The organism is Romboutsia lituseburensis (genome assembly GCF_024723825.1).
Taxonomy (GTDB): domain Bacteria; phylum Bacillota; class Clostridia; order Peptostreptococcales; family Peptostreptococcaceae; genus Romboutsia_F; species Romboutsia_F lituseburensis_A.
Window position 1 is genome coordinate 3479245 of record NZ_JANQBQ010000001.1, and the last position, 22056, is coordinate 3501300.

Here is a 22056-nt window from a genome sequence, read left to right on the forward strand (position 1 = left end):
TAAATCAAGATTAAATCTTGATAGGTTAATTAGGAGTATATAAATGAATAACGGAATAGTAAAATGGTTCAACAATGAAAAAGGATTTGGTTTTATAACAGTAGATGGTGGAGAAGATGTATTTGCACATTTCTCAGCAATACAAACTGATGGATTCAAATCATTAGAAGAAGGTCAAAAAGTAAGCTTTAATATAGTTAAAGGTGCTAGAGGTCCTCAAGCAGAAAACATAACTATATTATAATATAGATGGATTCGTAAAAAGACACTTTTTAGTGTCTTTTTTTTATTACAAGGAAATTATGATACTTGAAAATATATGTAAAACTTGTGTATGTAAGTAATATCAATGTATTTTACAAAGTAACATAAATTAAATTTGACATAACATCAAATAACTGATATAGTAATAAATGTAGCAAATAATATCGCGGAGTGGAGCAGTTGGCAGCTCGTTGGGCTCATAACCCAAAGGTCGTAGGTTCGAGTCCTGCCTCCGCAACCAATTATTTATATAAAAAAAGTTCTTATATCTTTAGGTATAAGAACTTTTTTTATATAAATAGTAAAATTTAATGATATATTAAGAAAGAAATCACTTAGATTGGTTTCTTTTTTTATGTGTTTTAGAAATTTAAAGAAATTCAAACAATATAGAAAAATTGACTTTTGGAGGAAGACATGAAAAGAAGAGTAGTAGGATATCTTATATGTCTTATAGGATTTTTTATTAAGTTCGACCATGAAATATATATGTATATAATAATAGATGATTTTGAATCATGGCATGAAGATGAAGAATTTCCAATTCAAGATGAATATAAGTTAGAATTTGAGATTGCCAAAGAAGGTATTACTATTCAAGATTATAATTTTGATAAACTATTCAATAATGAATGCAATAAATCATTTATAGATACTATAGATGAAGAAGTTATGGATGAAATATATGATGATGACGAGGAACAAAAAGATGGCTGTACTCAACATAAGATAGGTGGATATCCATTCTTTGCTCAGCAGGATCCAAGAGAAGGCGAAAAGTCTTTAAGGAGATTTGATACACTGTTACTTCAAATAGATACTGAAGAAGATGAAGGTATTGTATGGGGAGACTGTGGTGTTTGTAACTTCTTTATAAACAGTGAAGATTTGAAAAATAAAGATTTTAGTGTAGTAAATTTTGATTACACAAAAAATAAGGATCAGTCCATTTGAATATTCACTATATAAAGGAGAAATTAAAAGTGATAAAAAGAAGAAAAAGACCTAAAGATGGAGATGTTTTTACAATAGATATAAAAGAAGGATTGTACTCATATGGACAGGTAATAGATAAAGAATATAACCTATATTTAATATATGATATATTAGGTGATGAAAATAAATCTATAGAGGAAGTAATAAAAAGTCCAAAAATGCTTTTAACAAGAAGTTTTAATTATTCATTTAGAGATGGGGATTGGAAGATAGTAGGTAATGCTCAAATTCCAGAAGACTTAAATATACCTATGTTTAAAATGGGGGTAGATAGTAAATATCATGTAGTAAACTACAAATGTCAGAGGCTGATAAATATCATTATTTTAATACAATAGTAGCCTATCATGAAGAGCTATGGGGTCTTTATGACGATGGATGGGCTACAATAGAAGGTGACAGGAGTATGAATGAGTATAATTCGATTTTAATTCAAAAAACAATATATGATTCAATAGCCATTATGTTTTTTATAGCAATTGCAATTGGATTATTTTATGGAGAAGACACTATTAAATCTATCAATTTTTTAGTAGATCAAAATATATAATTCTTGGCGACCATGTTTTTTCACTGAATGTAAAACATTAGAATCAAATTGTTAGAAATATTAGACATAAATAGGGCGGTGAATTAATGTTATTTGGAGTGAAATAATTGCATCTGAAACAACCGAAGGTTGTAATTATATTAAAAAAGACGTAAGTATGATTAATATATTTTATTAATATTTAAGAAATTAATTAAAGTAGAATAAGTAGAGGATTAGTTATAATGAATGATAAGATACAAAAAATAAGTTGGAAAAGAGAGGACCTATGGAAAGGGTGCATGTTACCGACAATTAAAAATTAAGAATTTAAGGTGAATAAATGTACAGAGAATTAATAGAAAAAAACTATATTTATATTTGTAAGTATTTTGAATGGGAAGAGAAAATAAAAGCAGAAATAATAAATAAGTATAATGACGCATTAGTAGTTGAAATAGAGTGTGAAAATTGTAAAGATAAACAAAGTTTAATGGTAGAAATAGCTAATAAGTTAAATTTTCCTAGTCACTTTTCGTACAACTGGGATTCTCTTGATGAATGTTTAAATGATTTAGAATGGATTGAATTTAGCAGTTTAATTATTGTACTAAGAGATACTGAATACTTATTAGCAAATGAAATTTATAATTTAGGATACTTCTATGATATTATTTCAGATTCATTAATTGAATGGAATGAAGGTAGAAATCACTATGACTATAAAACTCTTTCAAAGATAGATTGCGTACTTTCTACTGTAGAAAATCTAAATTTATTAGAAAAAGAGCTTAAAAAATGTGATATACAAAAATACATATAAATAAATTAAAACATATCTATTATAATTAGGAGACTAACAAATATGTTAAGTAAAAAAATGAAACAGTTCACTATAGTTGATATTATAGAGAGACAAATGCAATTTATAAAATCAAATACTGTATTTGATAAAATAGACTTTAAGCATAACGATGAAGGTGAGTTATTAGCTTATAATGAGATGCTTCAAGATATTAAAATAATGAATGAGGACGATTTTAAAAATAAGTACATTAAAATAATTGATGATATAGAGGCACATTGTGAGAAGATAAATGAACAGGTTAACAGTATTGAAATTTTAAACAAAAATAAAAATGAAGTAGATAAAATATGTGGATATAACAACGCTATAGTATTAATTTTAAGATGTATAAATCCAAGTGTTTATTATACAGAATATAGAAATTGGATGCCAACAAATACGATAAATAAAAAAATGAAAGATATTACTATGATTGATATTATAGAAAGACAAATACAATTTGTAAAAGATAATATTATATTTGATAAGCTCTATAATACAGGTGAGCAATTAGGTTACAAAGAGATTCTTAAAGATATTAAAATAATGAATGAGGATGATTTTGTAAATAAGTATTTTAATATAGTTAAGAATTTAAGGATAAAGTTTAACAATGAAGATATTTTAAATCAAGATTATGCAGAGAAAATGTGTGGATATGATGAAAGTATAGAATTAATTTTAAAATATATAGACCCTATGTACGGACACGATTTGCCAATGTGCCTATATGAGATAACATCTAATACATAAAGCGAAAATAAGTTGGCAGATATTATATTTAATATCACATTAGGACTTGATGATGGAGATTTAGTTAATGGATATAGCCTAATAAGTCAAAGTACTTGTTAGGCTTATTTTTTAGATAAACTATAAGTTTAATTGTTAAGTTTTTATTTTTTATTACTTTTGCATTTGTAGTTTTTGATCCGAGTTTTGTAAAACTAATAATGTCACACCGAGATAGTCCTAATCCAAATCCAATTAGCGCTAAAAAAGATAAATTTTTACCAATCAAAACTCCTATAAAAATGATGCTTATTAGGCATATCAAACTATTAATTGCCAATTTATTTTTTCAATATTTTATTAAAAATAACAACTGTAGCAAGCAAGAATAATATATATGATATAAGTGATAGGGGAGAAAGGGGAAATTTTATATGGATAATATTAGATTAGAAATACCAAGCATAAAATATGAAAAGAGTTTTTTAGAGTATATTAATGACTACAAGACATTAGGAGATAAAGAGTACATGTATGTTTACAGAGATGCTTATAAAGATTTTAAACAGTATGTAAGTAAACTTAACAATAATGCTAAAGGCATTGATCTTCCGGAAGGTTATGTACCTTGTTCTAGTTTTTGGTTAGTAAATGATAAAGAACAAGTTCTAGGATCTATTAGAATTAGACATGGTAATATCCCTTTTGATGGTAATATAGGATATGATATTGCTCCAAAATATAGAGGTAATGGGTATGGAAATAAAATATTAGAATTAGCACTACCTTATGCAAAGGAAATTGGGCTTGATAAAGTTGTGTTAAATTGTGCTAAAACTAATATACGCTCTGAAAAAGTTATTTTAAATAATAATGGAATATTCTTTAAAAGTCATGAAAAAGACGGTAATTTGTATAATCAATTTGAAATTAAATTTTAGATATATTTATTTATAAAAATCTAGAACTAAATAAAATTCTAATTTTGTATATTAAACAAAATCAAGCTAAGAATGTCAATGTTTTTAAAAAGCTAAGTAAGATTCAATATTTAAATTAATAGAGCAATAGAATAAAAAATATTGCTCTATTATGATGATCAGAAAAATATTACTTTTAGTAGAATATTAGTTATACTACAATATAGATAAAAATATAGTGTGATATAAACAGGTTTCAAGGGGGAATTGGAAAATGGAAATTAAATTAATAAAACCAACTTTAGAATATGCTTATGATATTATGAAATATAAACAAGAGTTTTTACAAAGTGGCGAAACTATGTCAGGTTGTGGAAATTTAAGAAAATGTTCTACAGCAAAAGAATGGATTGATGAACTTGATTTACTTGAAAGTGATAAAACTTGTCCACCAGACATGGTAACTTCTAACACTTATATAGCAGTAAGAATAAGTGACAATAAAATCGTAGGAGTGATTGACTTTAGACATCATATTAAAAATCCAATATTAAGTATATGGGGAGGCCATATAGGATATTCTGTTAGTCCGAGTGAAAGAAAAAAAGGTTATGCTACAGAGATGCTTAGGCAAATCATATTGAATTGTAAATCATATGGATTAGATAAGGTGCTTGTAACTTGCGATTGTAACAATATAGGAAGTAAAAAGACTATAATTGCTAATGGAGGATTATTCGAAAAAAATGTAGGCGTAGAGGGAGATACTATAGAGCGTTATTGGATACACTTTTAATATATTAAATTTAAGTTTGAGATTTTTGTTCCTGATGAAACATTATTTACAAAAGGAGAATATCAATGAAAATCAGTAAAGTTTTAAAAATTTCCATTATATCATTAATATGTATATCAATTATAATTTTTTATATATGGAGATTTTCGCCTTTTTTACCTCATATAGATAGAAATGAGGACTCATCTTTTACTTACAATAATGCTACATACACTATGTATCAAGGCGTAGATTTTTTAGAAAGATTTAGAAATATAAAAAGAGGTAAGAAAGTAGCTATAATAAATAAAAAAGGTGAACTACCTAGATGCACGGTTTATGAAGCACAAGGTGATAATTCTGAAAACATACTTATTGTATATGAAGAAATAATTATGTCAATAGATACATATTATATCCAAAACAATATTAATACATTTAACTAAAAATATACTTGAGACACAATCTTATTATATAACTTTTAGTCTACCTTTATGGATAGGAAGGATTATCTTAATTACTCACTTTTAGTTCCAAATAAATAATAAAGATATAGAGGATATAATGACATTTAGTTACAATTTATTATCAATATAGATTATAGTTTGACTAGAGAAAATTAAGAAGCTATTATAATTATTAAAGTATCATCAATTAGAACATTGGGGGATATAAGATGGAAGAGTATATAATAAACAATAAATTAAATTTATTTATAAAAAATAGTGAGATGATAAAAGAAGTCAAAGGTTCATGGCAAATGGGTATGATGCAATATAGCTGTGTATTATCATCTACAATAAAAAATCAAAGTATAAATAAACTAGCAGTAGAAGAGAGTATAAATGTAATTAAAGAAAATACAAATATGTTCTCAAACTTTAGAGGTCACAGTATGTTTTATCTAGCAAACATATTATCAACAAAGTCAAATAGAGAAGAAGAATTTAAATCAATAAAAAACATATATGGTAAATTAAAAGAAGAGAAATTTATTAATGACTCATATTTACCATTTACAGCAATAATAATAAATGAAAATAAAGATAAAATGAACATAAATACATCTATAGAAAAAACAAAATATGTATATAACTTTATGAAAAAACATCACCCTTGGTTAACATCAAGTGATGATTATTGTAGAGCGGCACTTATAGCTATAAATTCAAATGATTTAGATAATGATTTAAAATACATAGAGAAGGCTTATGAAATATTTAATTCAAGAGGGTTTTATAAATCAAATAATCTTCAGTCACTATCTCATATAATGGCACTTGATAAAGATAAAAGTGCAAAAACTATAAATAAAGTAATAAGAATTAAAGAGTTATTAGAACAGGAAAAATGTAAGATAGATGGCTATGGTTATCCATTAATAGGAGCATTAGCACTTATAGACTATGATGAAAATAAAATAGTAGAACAAATAGTAAGAGTATCTAATAAACTAAGTGAAGTAAAAGGATTTGGAAACTGGGCATTAGGAAAAAATAATAGAAATATGCTTAGTGCATCAATAGTAGCAGCGTCATATGCACAATATTTAAATGAAGACAGTAATGTAGATTCAATAAGTAGTAATATATTTTTAGAAATAATAATAGCTATAGAAATCGCAATGATGGTAGCTATTATAGCATCAACAACTGCTGCTGCCTCAAATTAGAATTAGTATATATCCTGAGATAGTATTTGTCTTAGGATTTTTTACGTTTAAGGGCGAAGTCGTTGGTGCTACGAGTGAACCGAATTTTTAATTGACTACTAAGATAAATCTACGGGTAAAAACTTTAATATAGCAGAATACATTAAACTAAAGGTAAGAAGGTGATTTTAGATGGGAATGACTTTTATAATAGCAGAAAGTATAGATGATGGTATAAAAGGAAATGCATATGAAATAGACGGAATAGGTGAATATATTAACCTCTATGATGATATGTGTGATTTAATTTATAAAAATAGACATATTTTTGGTGATGATGTAGATGTTTTTAATAGATTAGACCCTTATGGTCATGTGGTGATTAAACTTGATGAGATTGAATCATTTATAATTGCATCAAAAGCATTAATTAAAGAAGATATTTTGGAGTATTTAGATTCTATAGATGAGTTTAAAAATTGTGATGTTGAAAAAGAAGAGTTTATAAGATTTGCTAATTTCATGATAAAAATGTGCATATTTGCATTAGCTAACAATAAAAAAATTTTTAGTATAGGAGATTAAATAAAACTACACATTTAACTTAGTGTATATTTTCTATATTAATTATATATTTATTAATTTAGAATTATACTTTTGATATTACATAAATTTATAGGGGGGCTGATATGATGTATTTATTATTAAGTGCTGATGGAGATATTGGATTATATAAAGTTGATAAAATAATATTAGATAAATTTGATACTATTCTTGCTGATTTCTTTAAATGGAAAAAGACCAATTGCTATGATGAAACTTTATTCGTGAAGTTTATTAAAAGTATATATGGTGATGAATCTATTTCTTTAAAAAAAATAGTTGGATGCTATCCAGATGTAGAAGAAGAGTATAAAAATATAAAATGGTTTAATTTTTAAGTTTTGTATATGGATATATTGAAGGCAATCAAGTAGAGGAAATAATTGTACTTGATATTACTAATACAAATAAGGTTGTTATATTAAACATAGCGGTTAATAAGTGTATGCAATTTAAAGGTATTGGTAGTAAGCTTATAGACTATTCTATTGAAAGTTTAAATCCTAAAATGCTAATTGCTGAAACTGATGATGATGCAGTTGATTTTTATAAAAAATATGGCTTTAAAATAAAAAGCCTAGGTGAAAAATATGGAAATTGTAATAGGTATGAGTGTAAATATATTTGTTAAAAAATCATACGTTTTAATGGATACTTTGAAAATATGCTTCTGCTACAATTAAAGTAAGATTATATAATAATTTCAATTATATAAAGAGAGGGATATATTATGATAAAAGCTATAAAAGGTAATGAGTATTTAATTAAGCCTATAACTTCTTCTAACCGCTATGAAGTCAAATATTTATATGATTTATGTTCTGATTATCATATTATGTGCAGTGGAAAATATGCAACTTATGAGGATGTAGACAGTATTTTTAAATATAGTGATAGAAAAACATTAGAGGACTCATTAACACTAGGAGTATATGATAAGTGCAATTTATTAATTGGGATGGTAGATATATTTAAAAATTATCCTCAGAAGGGAACTTGGATGATAGGTTTACTTTTACTTTCACCAAATGAAAGAAATAAAAAATTAGGGAAAATAATTCATGAAGAAATAAAGAAATATGCTTTAACTCAAGGAGCTGATACATTCCGAATAGGAGTATTAGAGCAAAATATTAAAGGTCTAAAATTTTGGAAATCACTAGGATATCAGCACGTAAAATCAACGACTATTAATATGGGAGATAAAAAGAGTAATTTAAATATATTGAAATTAATTCTTAAATAATTTTTATTTTTCCAAAATATAAATTTCCATATAGAGACACTGAAATACGTGTAAAAATCGGTCACTTAAATTTGAATCCATTGATATGACCGCTTTACACGTATATTTTATTAAAAATACTTGATGGCTTTAGTTAATCAAATATTTTATTGATAAATCATCTAACTCAATTTTTAATTTTATAAGATTTAATTTAGCCGCTATAGGTGAAAAAATTTCTATTGTTTCTTTTGCCTTTTCATTATAAACATTTGGACTCATATGCTTTATAGTTCTCATATTGTGGAGTCTAGATGCAAGTTCAATAACAAATACTCTACCATCTATGTCACAGTATTCTTCAATTACTTTTCTTAAGTCGGCTGATTTAAAATTAGTTACATCATTTAGTAATATAGAAATTTCCCTTGAGAATTTAGACTCAACAATTTCTATTGGAATAGGAGTATTTTTTGTTATAACATCATAAAGTAATCCAACTATCACAGATTCTTTATCAACATCTATTTGAGATAATATTAAAGCTATATTTAGAGGATGTATTACGTAAGGTTCACCTGATCTACGATATTGGTCTTTATGTGCTTCACAAGACAATAAATAAGCCCTTTCTATTTCCTCTAAATCTGAACAGTTATATTTACATTTCAGATTTAAAATTAATTGATTGTATAATTCTTCTACACTTGCAAACTCAACAGATGGTTCTATAAATATACCTTGATTATTTTCATTTTTCATAATTAAAACCTCTCTATTCTCATTTTTTATATTTTCTAATATTTTTATTGCATAGATTAAGTGTTGAGTTGGAGTAAAGCCAAATTTCTTTTTAAATGCTTTTGAAAAACCGCTATGAGTTTCATATTGATAATCATATGATACATCTACTATTTTTCGCCCATAAAATATTTCCTTTGAAGCAACTAATAGCCTTCTTTCTTGAACATAATCCATAACAGATATGTTCATTTTAGATTTGAAAATTCTTGAAAAATGATACTCAGAATATCCTACATGATTAGATATAATCTTTAATGATAAATTATTTTTCAAATTCTTTTCTATAAATTCAATACTTTTTAAGATAGCTACCTTATACTTCATAGACTTCTACTCCCTTAACATTTTTATTAATATAATTATATTTCATCTAAGTTAAAATTGGATGTTCCACGATTGCTATGTTTAAATTATTCTTATGTGGCTGTTTTTGCATCTATCTCGGTGTGTAACCAAATAGTGCTTGAAAAAAAGTAGATTAACTTTAAGGAGAGGAGCATATGTTCTTTGAAGGGTTATATACTTTTATAGAAGTTGATCAAATCTATGGAATGGATGATTCTTCTTTAAGAAAATAAGTAGCAAGAAATAAATTTTCTAATGGATTATGTAACAGTATTTCAAACATCTTTAATATAAGAAATAGAGGCATTAAGTTTAGTAAGGATCTTTCTGTTCTTAGAAATACTAAGATGACTGCATATATAATTTGAAAATCTAGTCTTATATAGATTATGACTAACAAAAATATTTTTTATTCTTGAACACAAAACAGGGTAATAATTTTAGATTATTACCCTGCTAGTTTACAATATATTAATATAGCTCATTATTTTCTAGATTATTTTCTATAATATTATTTCTAAAGCATGTATCTACGATAGAACCCAAAAAACCTAAAATTAAACCAGATCCAGCACCACTAATATTTAAACTAATTCTTAAAAAAATAGTTATAAAAATTGCTAATAGGAAACCTGCAAAGCTTAAAATACGTCTAGTTAAATTACTTAAACTACTTAAATCCCTTTGTATTGGTTTAAATATGCCCCATATCCTAGTATTTAAAATATACAATAAAAGGCTAGATATTACCGATGATAAAAGTGTAGTTATCACCATTGTTCCCATTTATTTACCCCTTTCTACGTGAAGTTAATGCTTGATAATAATTATTAATCAAATTATAGCATAACCTATAGTTTATAGGGGTATTCAAATCTAAAAAATTAAAGAACTATATTATCTGTTTAGAACCGTACATTCAAAGCTTTAGAGAAAGCAATTTGGTGCGTTACTACCTCATTTGACTTTTTAGATTATCAGTTATCCATTTAATAAAATTAAATGTGGCGAATCTTTTTAATTATCAGCATGTCGCACAAATCCTAAATTAACTACTAGTTGTATTAAATCTAGTTCCATTGATATTTTTCTCCTTCTAACTACTTTTGCTTCAACAGCAGTTTTTAAATCATCTCAACGTGAAGCAAATATATTTTTATAATTATCTAAATAAAAGGAGGATACTTAATGCCAATTACAGTTTCAATGTACGAAATATTCTAGTGATAAATCTCTTGGAAGGAGTTAATAGTTAATTAAAATTTATTAAATAAAAAAGATAAATCTACCTAATTAATTTGAAAAAATACAGGTTTACATTTTTATCTAAAACATCTATTTTATATGTGCAACAACAAAAAAATATTAAATAGATAAGAAAAAATAAAAGGAATGATAATATGCAAAGATTAAATGCAATGGTATTAAGAACACAAGAGTATTTAAATAATACGTATACAGGTAATCCATACTGGATTAGACTAGATGAAAATGGTAAAACCGGTTGGTCTACGATAAGAGGTCTCATAAGAGCATTACAAATAGAGGTAGGAATACCAACACCTAATGGAACTTTCAGACCAGCAACTGAAGAAAAATGTCCAACATTAAAGAAAGACTTTAACCCTACTGAAAAGATTAAGAGATTAGTTTATATACTCCAAGGTGCAATGTGGTGTAAAGGCTTTTCTCCAGGAGGGCTAACAGGAACATTTGGAGATGGAACGGAGGCTGGTGTAAAGAGATTTCAAACTTCACCAGGCTTAGCGGGAACCGAAGTTAATGGCATCACAAGTCCTATGATATTTAAGGCTTTACTAAGCAGGGATTGCAAAAGGCTTACAAATATTATCTGGGTTATCAATTCCGATGTCTGTTTCATCTACATCTGAGGATACAGAAATAGATAAAAAAGAAAAGAATAATAAACAAAATAATACATCAGAATGCATATGCATCCGGATGTATTATTCTATTTATTTTGAATTTAATAGATTAATGACCCTATTTTTCTCTGAAGAATCTACAAAAATAGAACAAGGTATAACAGCATATTGCTCGATATTTGGACCTAGTGCCATTATAACATCTTTTTCTACTACAACCCTTGAAATGTCTGTATAGTGTGTTTTGACAGTAACATTAGTATATGAATATATAACATGATCTTCCTCAAATTTAACAATTTGCTCCTCTAGTAAACCGGGTTTATTTTTTAACATTTTAGAAACAATCTTAGATCTTGTTTTGTCAAGAAACGACGGACTTAAGCCAATAAAAAAAATTATTAAAATAATACCTGCTGCTATGCCAAAGGCAATAAAGCTTTTAAATCCTTGAAATATCAAAAAAGCTAATGACAAGCCGACATATGTAAATACCATAACACGTTTCATTAACTTAACCATCCAAGCACGTCCACCGCCAAGTGTTTCTAGAACTTTAAATACTGTTGTATACTCATCAATAGTAAGTTTAAACTTATATTCCATATAACCACCTCCTGTATTTATAATAAATTATATCTCATTAGCTTGATTATATTCATTTGAATGCTCAGTCTTAGTATCTTTATTTTATTTTTTTGAAACTTTTTAGATGAATTCGAGGTCTATGTATTGTAAGATATAAATCTCTACTTTTTTCGTGTACGAAATATAACTGATGTGTCATTGTAAATTTAATAGAAAGGAGTTGTTTTATGAAGGGGTATGATGATTTAGTTTTTTTATCTGAAGATGAACTGGTAAAAAGAAGTATAAAGGGGAATGCTGAATGCTATGAAATACTATTGAAGAAATACAAAAACTACATGTATAAAATCTCTTACAGTTATACAGGTAATGAATCTGACGCTCTAGATATAGTCCAAGAGTGCGTGTGTAAAGCGTGGTTAAATATAAAAAAACTAAAAAAATATTCCTCGTTTAAAGCATGGATCGCAAAAATACTGATAAATTGCGCATGTGATTATTGCAAGAACAAAGGATTGTCAAATATTGAATTTACAGATTCACTCACAATCGAAGATAACTTTGCCTGTGATCTAAGCGAGAAGATAGATATTAATAATGCTATTTATTCATTGAAATATGAATATAAAACAGTACTTATATTGAAATACTTTGATAATTTGACTATAGACGAAATAGCTACAATAATGGGGGTACCATCTAATACTGTAAAAACTTACTTGAGACGGGCTAAGATTGCTATGAAAGATATTTTAAAGGAGGATTATTTGTATGAAAGATGATTTCTTTGACAACATAGAGGTGTCTGCTGAGTTAGATAGTATTATAGAAACAAGTGTGAGAACTGCTGTATTAAAGAAGAAGAGAAAAAGGATGAAAAAATTTTCTTTATCCATTGCAGTATTTATTTTGGGAAATATGATTTTTTTAAATACCAATTCTTTTGCCAATGCCAAAGACTTTTTTATTAGTATAGCGAGTTATTTCAGCTCATCTAATGATTTAGATGAATATAAAGCTTCAATTGGTTCTTCTATTAGCGATGGAGGGTATACTATAACAATAAACGAAGCATTAGTAGATGAAAATGAACTAATCGTATCATCTACTATAAAATCTGATAGTGGAACTTTTTTAGACGAACAAAAACTTCAAGCTACGATACTAGTTAATAACAAAAAACTTTCATATGATTCAGATGAAATGTTAGAGCGTAAAGATAGTTCTACAATTAACAGCATTAGCACATATAGGTTTAAAGAAGCTTTGACAAAGAATTCAAATATTGAGATTCAGTACCAACCTTTAATTACAAATGAGAAAGCTGATGTTAATAAAATAGAAGGTTCTTGGAATTTCAATTTCAATGTTAATCCAGATGTATTAAAGGAAACATCCGTTACTGTTGAGCTAGATAAAGTTGTAAATTTAACTCATAATATTTCAATGAAACTCACAGAGTATAAAGGTAACATGTTCCGTTCTAAAATCAAAACTTCAGTTACTGGTGATATTTCTAGTTTAGATGTCAAATTAATCGGATCAGATAATCTTGGCAATAAATGTGAATTCATTGTAGACCGTTTATATTTAGATGAGAATTTAAGTGGTTTCGTTACCTTTGCTCTTGATAATCAAAATAGTAATATAAACACAAATGCAACATCCCTTACACTATATCCATATTCAAAATCATTTGACAGTAATGAAGAATTTGATAAATTAAACGATAAAATAATCATTAATTTAAAATAAAAAACAGAGATTTTTCTCTGTTTTTTTATTAACTTTGATTGAATTGGTATTAGTACAATATCATAGATACATTTAATCGAACGAACTATAATTAATTCTTTTTCATTAATCTAAATTCTTTTTTTATACAAATTAAATACATTAGCGTTATTGCAAAACATACGATTGTAGATATATATTTTTGCACGCTAAGGTTATGTATACTAATATTAGTTTCATTCGCTAAGCTCACTATCGGAACGCCAAACATTGTAACATTTAGAAAAAGTACTACTATAAAATAGTCTTTATTTCTTTTTAGTTTATCTAAATTAAAAATCAAAAATTTTTTATCCATCAAAAAATATCTACTTTATATAAAATGGTATTAAAACTTTATAAAATTACATACTAATTAGTCTATTTATCAAAAGCATATCACGATTTATTTGACTATTATTTTTTATATTATATTAATAAAAGTTGTAACACAACAGTTATATGGAATTTTATGTAAATGATTAGATTGAATCATTGCCTTGACATATGAAATCTCTAATGATACTATTTTATTACAAACCGACGGTCGGTATTAGGGAGGGTACAATGTTAAATAATAATTCGCCAAACCAGACATACGAAGATATTTTATCTACTGCATATAGTTTTTTCATTGAAAAGGGTTATGAAAAAACAAGTATACAAGATATTATTAATGAGTTAGGTATTTCTAAAGGAGCTATATATCATTATTTCAAATCAAAAGAAGAAATATTACAATCAGTGCTACTTTTAGAAAAAGAAAAGGCTAATATCTACTTAGATAAGTTAATTGAAGAAGCCGATGGATGTAATGCTAAAGAAAAGATTAAGTATGTATTAAATAGAATAATAAGTGATGAAAACATAAATACAACAAATAGATTTTTACTTAATCAAATAAATAATAGTAAAGCCATTATTCAAAGTATTATTCAAACAGTGAATATAGATTCAATTAAATTCTTTGAGATAATTAAAGATGGGGTTAAGGATGGTTCATTAAATACAGATTTTCCAAAAGAATGTTCAGAACTGCTACTTTTACTGTGTAATATATGGTTAAATCCTATTTTATTTAATAGGACATATGAGGAAACCGTAAATAGATTTATATTTATTCAATTTACTATGAAGCAATTAGGAGTAGATGTTATAGGTGATGAATTATTAGATAAGGTTAAAAATAATCTTAAAGGGGTTGGAATAAATGAAAACACTAAATAATAAAGCTTTAGATAATAGAAAAAAAGCAATGGAATCATCAAAGAAAATAGTTGAAGATTATAAAATATTTACAGCACCTTTAGAGGTTAAGCAAAAACGTGCTATGCTAGGGGCTACTTGTGGAACTGTTGGAGTTTTGGCTGGTGGAGTATTTTATGTAGTTAAGTTATATAACATAGCAACAGGATTAATAATTGGAGGAGTAGTAACACTAGGGGTTAATTTAGCAACGTCTAAAGTATTAAGTAAAAAATAGACTTAAACAAAATTGATAGATTAGATTTTTGACCTCAAAATATAAATAAAGAGCGTTGAAGTAGGAGCAAAGACTACCGCTAAATCAACTCCTTTCACATCTTGGAGTACGAACTTTATTTGCAGGTGATGATGTCTAAAAAATGTTGAAATTTTTAAAGAAAATAGCTTTATCTAAAATATCTAGAATATTTAAGACCAAAAGAGCTGAATTATTAGCTGATATTTTTTCAAAATCTATTATAGAGTTAGCAGCATTATCATCTGCATTATCAGAGATACTTCTGAATGGTATGCTATTTATATATGCAACGTGACCAATCGCAGAACCTTCCATTTCAACGCAATGAGGAGAATGCTCTTTAATTATTAAATTTCTTAAATTACAATCGGAAATAAACGACTCTCCACTAACTATTTTACCAATATGGTAATTAAACTTAATAGATTCTTTATTTATAATACTTTTACAATCTTCAAATGTATCTCCAGATTTAACTTTAACCTCTTTTTTTAATGGAACTTCTATAAATTTATATTTATAAATAGTAAATCGTCCTTCTTTAATGTGATATATATATATATATATATTATATATATATCACATCAACTTTTGGAAATCACTAGGATATCAACAAATAAAATCAACATAGATACACCGAAATACGTGTAAAAATCGGATACTCAAATTTGAATTTATTGGGATGAGCGACTTACACGTGTTTTTTATTGAAAAAAGTTAAATGATTTAGATTCCTCTATAATTTTGTTATTTAAATCTATCCAATTATTCAATTCAGATTCGGTTAACTTATTGCATTTTAAAAGGTTAATAATAAAGATAATGTTACCATACCTAAAACTGGATTATCAAATTTAAGTCCCACTTCCTACTATGATTAATATAAACTTATATTTATAGTATCATTTTTGGATACACTTTGGATAAAATCTAGATTGTTTGAATTTAAATCAAATATTCTTATTTCAAATCCATTATGCTCACATATAAAATAAGGATATTCCATATTTTCGTTTAAATAGAAATAAATATTGAACCATTTTAATTTATTTTCATTTAAAAAATTGTTAGTTAAAATACTTTCTATTTTTTCATCTACTCTTAATTCAAATAATATTTGCTTTTGTGATAAGTTTACTTCAGTTTCTTTTACAATATTTAAATTTGATCTTATTTCATTGATTAGTTCTATTTCATTAGACCAACAAGATATATGAGCAAATTTAGATTCTTTTATAAATTTTTTTATTATTAGTGGGAAAAATGACCAGTCTACGGGAACTATATCTACATCATATTTAGGAGTTATAGATACATCATAAATATCTTTTTTTATTTTATTAGTATATATATTATTGTATGGATCTGGTACATTTTCATCTATACATTGCATTACTACTTCATATGAATCAGATTTTAGATTTTTAAAATTAATATTTTCTTCATGTTCATTAATATCTAATATAACAAATTTAATAGTATTATCGTCTAATGAACTTAAAGACCCAGGCTGTATTACTTTAAACGTTTCATGATTTTCCAAGCATTCAATATGATTTTCTGCAATCAATAAGTAATCATGATTATTTATATTTAACATTGCTTCTTTAGTAGAAAATTTTTCAAGAGAGCTTTCTATTATTACATTAGTTAAACTAGTGTCCCCAAAAGTATTTTGATATTCATAATCTGAATGGATCATAAAAAACTTCTTACCATATAATTCGATAGATTTATATAGTGGTAATTGTTTAATTTTATTTATTCTATCTACGCCTAGTTTTTTCAATGTCCATAGCTCATGAGATTCTCCTTCGTCAAAAAAAACACATTCATCAAAATTATTATTAATCAATTCATATTCTTTATTTCCAATAATAGTTATAAATCTTTTATCATTTATAACTTTATCAAAAACTTCACATGGTTTAGGTCCATCTTGAATAAAATCACCAAGATTTAAAATATAATCTATAGTATTATATTTTTTTTCTATATGTTCTAAGAATATATTTAGTGCATGGATATTAGAATGAATGTCTGAGATAATGCATATTTTACCCATATTATATAGTTCCTTTCTTATTTATTAAAAACTACCTCACAATTATATAATAAAAAATATAATAGTGTTAGATGTATTATTCCTAAAAATTTATCTTCATAATCACAAATTGTAAGTTATGATTATATTTTACTTTAAATTAATATATATAAAAGGATGAACTAATAATTATTATTTGAGGTCTGTTACTATATATAAAGGTAGATATTAGAATGATAGAATAGGGGAAATATAAAAATGAATGAAAAAGAAAAAATTATAAATGGATTAAATTCTGAAAAAGTTGCTTCAGACGAATTGATTGAGTTAATGTTGAAAAATATTGGTTCACTATGTCCTGAATTAAGAGATAATACAATTTATATAGGTTGGGTTAATTTAGAAGAGTCTAATAAAATTTCAACAAAGCAAAAACTTTGGTTAATAGATGGTATTCTATCTAGAAATTTATTATTTTATGGTATTAAAGAGCAATACTCTGATGAAGTATTTACTAGAAGTTTTGTCTCTTTGTTATTAGTTGTTTTACTTGAAAGTCACTTTAAAAATAGATACATAGATGCTGAAACTGAAAAAGAAATAATTAAACTATCTATTGAATATATGGAAACTGAGAAAGATAATAGAGGTTTTGTAGATGAAAAAGGATGGGCCCATGCATTTGCTCATGGAGCTGATTTATTAGAAACTATTTCGAAATCCATATACTTAACACCTGATAGTGCGACAAGAGTATTAAATTGTATTTCAAGGGCTTTAATAAATATTGAAAATTTTCTATTCGGTGAGGAAAGTAGAATTGATAAAGTAATTATATCTTTAATAAAATACAATAAACTAACTCAATCTAAACTAAATAGTTGGATAGAATCAAATAATGTAAGCTTAATGGAGTCTAAGTCTTTTAATTTATGTTGGGTTAAATTTTTAATGTCTCTTTCATATATGCTTAAATTTGAAGATATAGAGTTTGAAGAAACTCAAATGTTAATAACTGAATACTTAAAGTTTTTCTATAGTACTTTTGAAATTATTTAAAAATTTCTAATTAAAATTAAAAAATACGTGTACATCAGTCATAACAATGGATTTAAAACTAAATAGATGATTTTTACATAACTAAGTAACAAAGAAGCTGAGTATGTAGCAGAATTTGCAACAGCGGCATCAGTTATAAAGCATAGTATATATGGGGATGCAAACTTAGCTAAAGTAGAAGATGTAGAGAATTTAATGAAAAATGGATCAGGAAAAATAGCTCGATAATTATTACAAGTCGCAGATGAAATATACTGCGACTGTTTTATTTCAATACTACTCTTAAGCGTAATATCAATTACTTTAAATTTAAAATATAATAAAAGTTGTTTATATTTTAAGCAACGGAGGAAGTCGTTGGTGACAGGGGCAAAGCGACTTTTTATAAAAGAAAACTATGAAATAAGTAGATAGGGGACAGAGATGAGTTATTTTAAAAAAATAGTAATTGGACTAGTAATTACATTAAGTTTAATTATTTTAGCTGGATTTGGATTTGTATATAGTAAGTTAAATTCCATATATGTAAAAGATGAAGCTGTAAAAAGTGAACAAGACACTAATGAAAAAATGGTAGAAGGAATAACTAACATATTATTAGTAGGAATCGATGGAAGATATATAGACAAAGGAAATAGATCTGACTCTGTAATGTTAGTTACAATTGATAGCAAAAACAAAGATATAAAAATAACATCAATAGCAAGAGATACATATGTTGAAATTCCAGGATATTCAACTGAAAAGTTAACTCATGCATATGCATATGAAGGAATTGATTTATTAAAAGAAGTATTTAAGGTTAACTTTGATATTAAAATTGATAAATATATAGCTGTTAACTTTGTTTCATTTATGGATATTATGGACGAGTTAGGTGGAGTAGAAGTAAATATAGAAGAAAAAGATATTGATGAAGTTAATAAGTATATAGATGACTGTTATGAGTATTATTACAATAAAAAAGACGAAGTTAAAAAAGAATATATAACTAAATCAGGAACTCAAAGATTAAATGGATATCAAGCACTTGCATTTAGCAGGATAAGATATACTGACAGTGCATTTGCTAGAGATAATAGACATAGAGAAGTAGCTCAAAGTGTTTATAAAGAGTTTTTGAAAAAAGGACCGCAAGAATATAAAAAATGTGCAGATATCCTTTTAGAAAACACTAAAACAAATATAAGTCCTATTCAAATGCTGAATTTAGGATATACGGTGTTTAATATTAATGACAAGGATATAGAACAATTACAGTTTCCCCTAGAAGAACATAGAAATGGCCATATTATAGATGATAAAAAAGGCTGGGTATTAGAGTGGGATAAAGAGCCTAATATAAAAGCTTGGCATGAGTTTATTTATGGAAATGAGGATAAATAGTTAGTATATTGTAAGCTGAATATGCTTATAAAGTCTAATACATAACATAGAAAATATTTCAAATATCATATATTTATGGTAAGATTATATCAGTAAAAGAGTGTAGGCAGGTATTTGTTAACACTCTTTTTATTTTAAGATACAAAAACAATCATTTAAAATCAAACATAAGACTACAAAGGGGATATAATATAGAATGAAAAATAAGACGCTAAAAATAATATTTATTTTATTAATGATAAGTGTGTTATTTTATAAAATGTACTATATATATAATGTAAATCACGAAATACATAATATAAAGAGGCACCATCAATTAAGAAGTTACGAAAAAAAAGATTTTAAATTAAATAACAAAACTTTAATTTATTCACTAAGTAAAAATAATAAAAATATAGAAGCGAATTTTATATTGGGTTATTATAGTATCGTAAATGGAGATATAGACAGTGCAAATAAGTACTTTGATTTGGCTACAAAGCAAATAAATAATACTGATAATAAATTTATAAAATATTACATATATAATAAATTATCGTATAAATTTATAGATAGCGATTATGATAAGGCTAAACAATATACTAAATTAGCTTTAGAAAATATAGATCTAAAAAATGATAATAAGGGCTATATTTTAGTATGGAATAGTTTGTTTAAGTATGTAAATAAGACTGATGGAGTTTATTTTATTATTGAAAATATGGAAAAATACTTGTTGAGAAGTGATAAAAATAATATATTTGGACTTACAAAAAATATAGCTCCGATGTATTATATAGCTGGAAATAGAGAGAAAACTATAAAAAGCTTTTTATATATTTTACATTCTGCTAATGAAAGACAAGACATGTATTTAAAATCAAAAACCTTAATAGATTTAAGTTCGACTTTTAGTGATGTGGGAGCATTTGATTTAGCACAATCACTTGTATATAAGTCATTTAAGTCAATAAATAAAATAGATGATAATAGAAAATATAATATGGATCTATATGCATACACAGCTTTATGTGGAATAAATTTGAATAAAAAAGATACTAAAAATTTAAAAAAATATATAAATAAGATTTATGAATTAGAAGGAAAAATACCACAAGAAGAGTATAATGATTATTTAATTAATGCAAAAGTATTTGAAAGTATGACGAATGATAAAAGTAATGGATATAAAAAGTCTAAACAGCTTATAGATGAAGCAATAAAAATATTAGAAAATGAAAAAGAAGTTTTATTAGTAGATACTGATATATTAGTTATATCTGGATATGCACACTGCAAATATTTAATTGGTAAATATCAGGAATCTATAAAGTACTATGAAATAGCTTATAAAAAAATGAACGAGCGAAAAAGTAGATGTTATGAAGTGTTAATTTTAACAAATTTAAAAGAACTTTATCATACAGTAGGAAATACAGAAAAGTTTAACCAGACTAAAGAATCGTTAGAAAATATTTACTCTAAATATCAAAATGAGATTGCGGCTTCTTATTTGAAAAATAGTATTAGTGAATACAAAGAACTAATAAAAGTAGAAGAAGATTTTAAACATAAAATAGGAAAATTAGGAGTGATAATTTTTGTTCTTATAGCTTTTATTATTACAGTAGTATCATATAATATAAAAAATAAAAAATTAGAAGCAGCATTAAAAATAGACCCATTGACTAAAATTTATAATAGAGGATATTTTAATTTGATGTATGATACCTTGTTAAAAGGCGATGGTAATAAGGGCTTTTATATTGCAATGCTTGATATTGATGATTTTAAGCACATAAATGATACTTATGGACATCAATTTGGAGATGAGGTATTAGTTGGAATATGTAAGTTTTTTAGAAAAAATCTAAATAATAATTGCTCTGTATATAGATATGGTGGAGAAGAATTTGTTATAATAATCAAAAATAAAACTAAAAAAGAAGTTTTAGATAAATGTGAAAGATATAGAAAAAGCATAGAAAGTATGACTTGGGGTGAAAATATTACAGTTACTGTAAGTATAGGTGTAGCTGGTTTTAAAGAAAATGAATATAATACGTTAGGAAAAGCGGATGAAAATTTATACATATCTAAGCTTAATGGTAAAAATAAAGTATCTATATAAAATAATAAATAAAGT

The 22056-nt window shown here is 25.8% G+C and carries 28 protein-coding genes and 1 tRNA gene; 23 read left to right on the forward strand and 6 right to left on the reverse strand.

From position 1 onward, the window contains the following. The first annotated feature begins 43 nt into the window (after positions 1-43). The 15 genes from NWE74_RS16755 to NWE74_RS16825 all read left to right on the forward strand — a co-directional run bounded on the left by NWE74_RS16755 (position 44) and on the right by NWE74_RS16825 (position 8563). Positions 44-244, forward strand: a complete 201-nt coding sequence (locus NWE74_RS16755; protein ID WP_021124347.1) for a cold-shock protein — start codon at positions 44-46, stop codon at positions 242-244. Positions 245-429: 185 nt separating this feature from the next. After that, positions 430-505, forward strand: a tRNA-Met gene (locus tag NWE74_RS16760). A gap of 176 nt (positions 506-681) precedes the next feature. Next, positions 682-1218 carry a YwqG family protein gene (locus NWE74_RS16765; protein WP_258244112.1) on the forward strand — a complete coding sequence of 179 codons (537 nt, stop codon included), beginning with the start codon at positions 682-684 and terminating at the stop codon, positions 1216-1218. Positions 1219-1247: 29 nt separating this feature from the next. Next, on the forward strand, positions 1248-1598 hold the full coding sequence (locus NWE74_RS16770; protein ID WP_258244113.1) for an immunity 26/phosphotriesterase HocA family protein: 351 nt from the start codon (positions 1248-1250) through the stop codon (positions 1596-1598). A 68-nt stretch (positions 1599-1666) separates the two neighbouring features. Further along, on the forward strand, positions 1667-1810 hold the full coding sequence (locus tag NWE74_RS16775; RefSeq protein WP_258244114.1) for a hypothetical protein: 144 nt from the start codon (positions 1667-1669) through the stop codon (positions 1808-1810). 322 nt (positions 1811-2132) lie between these two features. Continuing rightward, on the forward strand, positions 2133-2612 hold the full coding sequence (locus tag NWE74_RS16780; protein ID WP_258244115.1) for a barstar family protein: 480 nt from the start codon (positions 2133-2135) through the stop codon (positions 2610-2612). 42 nt (positions 2613-2654) lie between these two features. Then, entirely contained in the window at positions 2655-3389 is a 735-nt protein-coding gene (locus NWE74_RS16785) for a hypothetical protein (RefSeq protein WP_258244116.1), read from the forward strand. 413 nt (positions 3390-3802) lie between these two features. Further along, positions 3803-4309 carry a GNAT family N-acetyltransferase gene (locus NWE74_RS16790; RefSeq protein WP_258244117.1) on the forward strand — a complete coding sequence of 169 codons (507 nt, stop codon included), beginning with the start codon at positions 3803-3805 and terminating at the stop codon, positions 4307-4309. A gap of 253 nt (positions 4310-4562) precedes the next feature. Beyond that, a complete protein-coding gene (locus NWE74_RS16795) occupies positions 4563-5084 on the forward strand; it encodes a GNAT family N-acetyltransferase (RefSeq protein ID WP_258244118.1) in 522 nt (173 codons plus the stop codon). Between the two features lie 65 nt (positions 5085-5149). Further along, a complete protein-coding gene (locus NWE74_RS16800) occupies positions 5150-5509 on the forward strand; it encodes a hypothetical protein (RefSeq protein WP_258244119.1) in 360 nt (119 codons plus the stop codon). A 230-nt stretch (positions 5510-5739) separates the two neighbouring features. Then, on the forward strand, positions 5740-6735 hold the full coding sequence (locus NWE74_RS16805; RefSeq protein WP_258244120.1) for a DUF4003 domain-containing protein: 996 nt from the start codon (positions 5740-5742) through the stop codon (positions 6733-6735). Positions 6736-6906: 171 nt separating this feature from the next. Then, positions 6907-7299: a hypothetical protein gene (locus NWE74_RS16810; protein WP_258244121.1), complete on the forward strand. Its 393-nt coding sequence runs from the start codon at positions 6907-6909 to the stop codon at positions 7297-7299. Positions 7300-7403: 104 nt separating this feature from the next. Further along, positions 7404-7655: a hypothetical protein gene (locus tag NWE74_RS16815; RefSeq protein ID WP_258244122.1), complete on the forward strand. Its 252-nt coding sequence runs from the start codon at positions 7404-7406 to the stop codon at positions 7653-7655. 17 nt (positions 7656-7672) lie between these two features. Beyond that, positions 7673-7948: a GNAT family N-acetyltransferase gene (locus tag NWE74_RS16820; protein ID WP_258244484.1), complete on the forward strand. Its 276-nt coding sequence runs from the start codon at positions 7673-7675 to the stop codon at positions 7946-7948. Between the two features lie 99 nt (positions 7949-8047). Next, positions 8048-8563: a GNAT family N-acetyltransferase gene (locus NWE74_RS16825; protein ID WP_258244123.1), complete on the forward strand. Its 516-nt coding sequence runs from the start codon at positions 8048-8050 to the stop codon at positions 8561-8563. 129 nt (positions 8564-8692) lie between these two features. Here the strand turns inward: NWE74_RS16825 and NWE74_RS16830 are convergent, their stop codons facing one another. Next, on the reverse strand, positions 8693-9670 hold the full coding sequence (locus tag NWE74_RS16830; protein WP_258244124.1) for an HD domain-containing protein: 978 nt from the start codon (positions 9668-9670) through the stop codon (positions 8693-8695). Positions 9671-10162: 492 nt separating this feature from the next. After that, complete coding sequence (locus tag NWE74_RS16835; RefSeq protein WP_258244125.1) at positions 10163-10477, reverse strand: hypothetical protein; 315 nt, start codon at positions 10475-10477, stop codon at positions 10163-10165. A gap of 614 nt (positions 10478-11091) precedes the next feature. On the opposite strand from NWE74_RS16835, the gene NWE74_RS16840 reads away from it, so the two are divergent. Continuing rightward, positions 11092-11583 carry a peptidoglycan-binding domain-containing protein gene (locus tag NWE74_RS16840; protein WP_258244126.1) on the forward strand — a complete coding sequence of 164 codons (492 nt, stop codon included), beginning with the start codon at positions 11092-11094 and terminating at the stop codon, positions 11581-11583. Between the two features lie 84 nt (positions 11584-11667). On the opposite strand, the gene NWE74_RS16845 is transcribed toward NWE74_RS16840, so the two are convergent. Further along, positions 11668-12183: a hypothetical protein gene (locus tag NWE74_RS16845; protein WP_258244127.1), complete on the reverse strand. Its 516-nt coding sequence runs from the start codon at positions 12181-12183 to the stop codon at positions 11668-11670. A gap of 209 nt (positions 12184-12392) precedes the next feature. Between NWE74_RS16845 and NWE74_RS16850 the strand changes: the two genes are divergently transcribed. Together NWE74_RS16850 and NWE74_RS16855 are read left to right on the forward strand one after the other, a co-directional pair. After that, positions 12393-12947, forward strand: a complete 555-nt coding sequence (locus NWE74_RS16850; RefSeq protein WP_258244128.1) for an RNA polymerase sigma factor — start codon at positions 12393-12395, stop codon at positions 12945-12947. Beyond that, a complete protein-coding gene (locus NWE74_RS16855) occupies positions 12937-13920 on the forward strand; it encodes a DUF4179 domain-containing protein (protein WP_258244129.1) in 984 nt (327 codons plus the stop codon). Before NWE74_RS16850 ends, NWE74_RS16855 begins: the two co-directional genes overlap by 11 nt. 91 nt (positions 13921-14011) lie before the next feature. Here NWE74_RS16855 and NWE74_RS16860 read toward each other — a convergent pair whose 3' ends face one another. Further along, the gene (locus NWE74_RS16860) at positions 14012-14257 is read right to left on the reverse strand and encodes a hypothetical protein (protein WP_258244130.1); all 246 of its coding nucleotides are present in this window, start codon (positions 14255-14257) and stop codon (positions 14012-14014) included. Between the two features lie 248 nt (positions 14258-14505). Between NWE74_RS16860 and NWE74_RS16865 the strand changes: the two genes are divergently transcribed. After that, positions 14506-15165 (forward strand): TetR/AcrR family transcriptional regulator, encoded by a 660-nt coding sequence (locus tag NWE74_RS16865; RefSeq protein ID WP_258244131.1) that lies wholly within the window; start codon positions 14506-14508, stop codon positions 15163-15165. Then, positions 15149-15421: a hypothetical protein gene (locus NWE74_RS16870; RefSeq protein ID WP_258244132.1), complete on the forward strand. Its 273-nt coding sequence runs from the start codon at positions 15149-15151 to the stop codon at positions 15419-15421. Before NWE74_RS16865 ends, NWE74_RS16870 begins: the two co-directional genes overlap by 17 nt. A gap of 135 nt (positions 15422-15556) precedes the next feature. Here the strand turns inward: NWE74_RS16870 and NWE74_RS19325 are convergent, their stop codons facing one another. Together NWE74_RS19325 and NWE74_RS16880 are read right to left on the reverse strand one after the other, a co-directional pair. Continuing rightward, positions 15557-16018, reverse strand: a complete 462-nt coding sequence (locus NWE74_RS19325) for a 5'-methylthioadenosine/S-adenosylhomocysteine nucleosidase (protein WP_420330207.1) — start codon at positions 16016-16018, stop codon at positions 15557-15559. Positions 16019-16319: 301 nt separating this feature from the next. After that, on the reverse strand, positions 16320-17507 hold the full coding sequence (locus NWE74_RS16880; protein ID WP_258244134.1) for a metallophosphoesterase family protein: 1188 nt from the start codon (positions 17505-17507) through the stop codon (positions 16320-16322). 237 nt (positions 17508-17744) lie between these two features. Between NWE74_RS16880 and NWE74_RS16885 the strand changes: the two genes are divergently transcribed. The 3 genes from NWE74_RS16885 (at position 17745) to NWE74_RS16895 (ending at position 22041) form a co-directional block, all read left to right on the forward strand. Continuing rightward, positions 17745-18545: a DUF2785 domain-containing protein gene (locus NWE74_RS16885; RefSeq protein ID WP_258244135.1), complete on the forward strand. Its 801-nt coding sequence runs from the start codon at positions 17745-17747 to the stop codon at positions 18543-18545. A gap of 423 nt (positions 18546-18968) precedes the next feature. Next, positions 18969-19931 carry an LCP family protein gene (locus NWE74_RS16890; protein WP_258244136.1) on the forward strand — a complete coding sequence of 321 codons (963 nt, stop codon included), beginning with the start codon at positions 18969-18971 and terminating at the stop codon, positions 19929-19931. A 196-nt stretch (positions 19932-20127) separates the two neighbouring features. Next, on the forward strand, positions 20128-22041 hold the full coding sequence (locus NWE74_RS16895; RefSeq protein ID WP_258244137.1) for a GGDEF domain-containing protein: 1914 nt from the start codon (positions 20128-20130) through the stop codon (positions 22039-22041). The last annotated feature ends 15 nt before the right edge of the window (positions 22042-22056 follow it).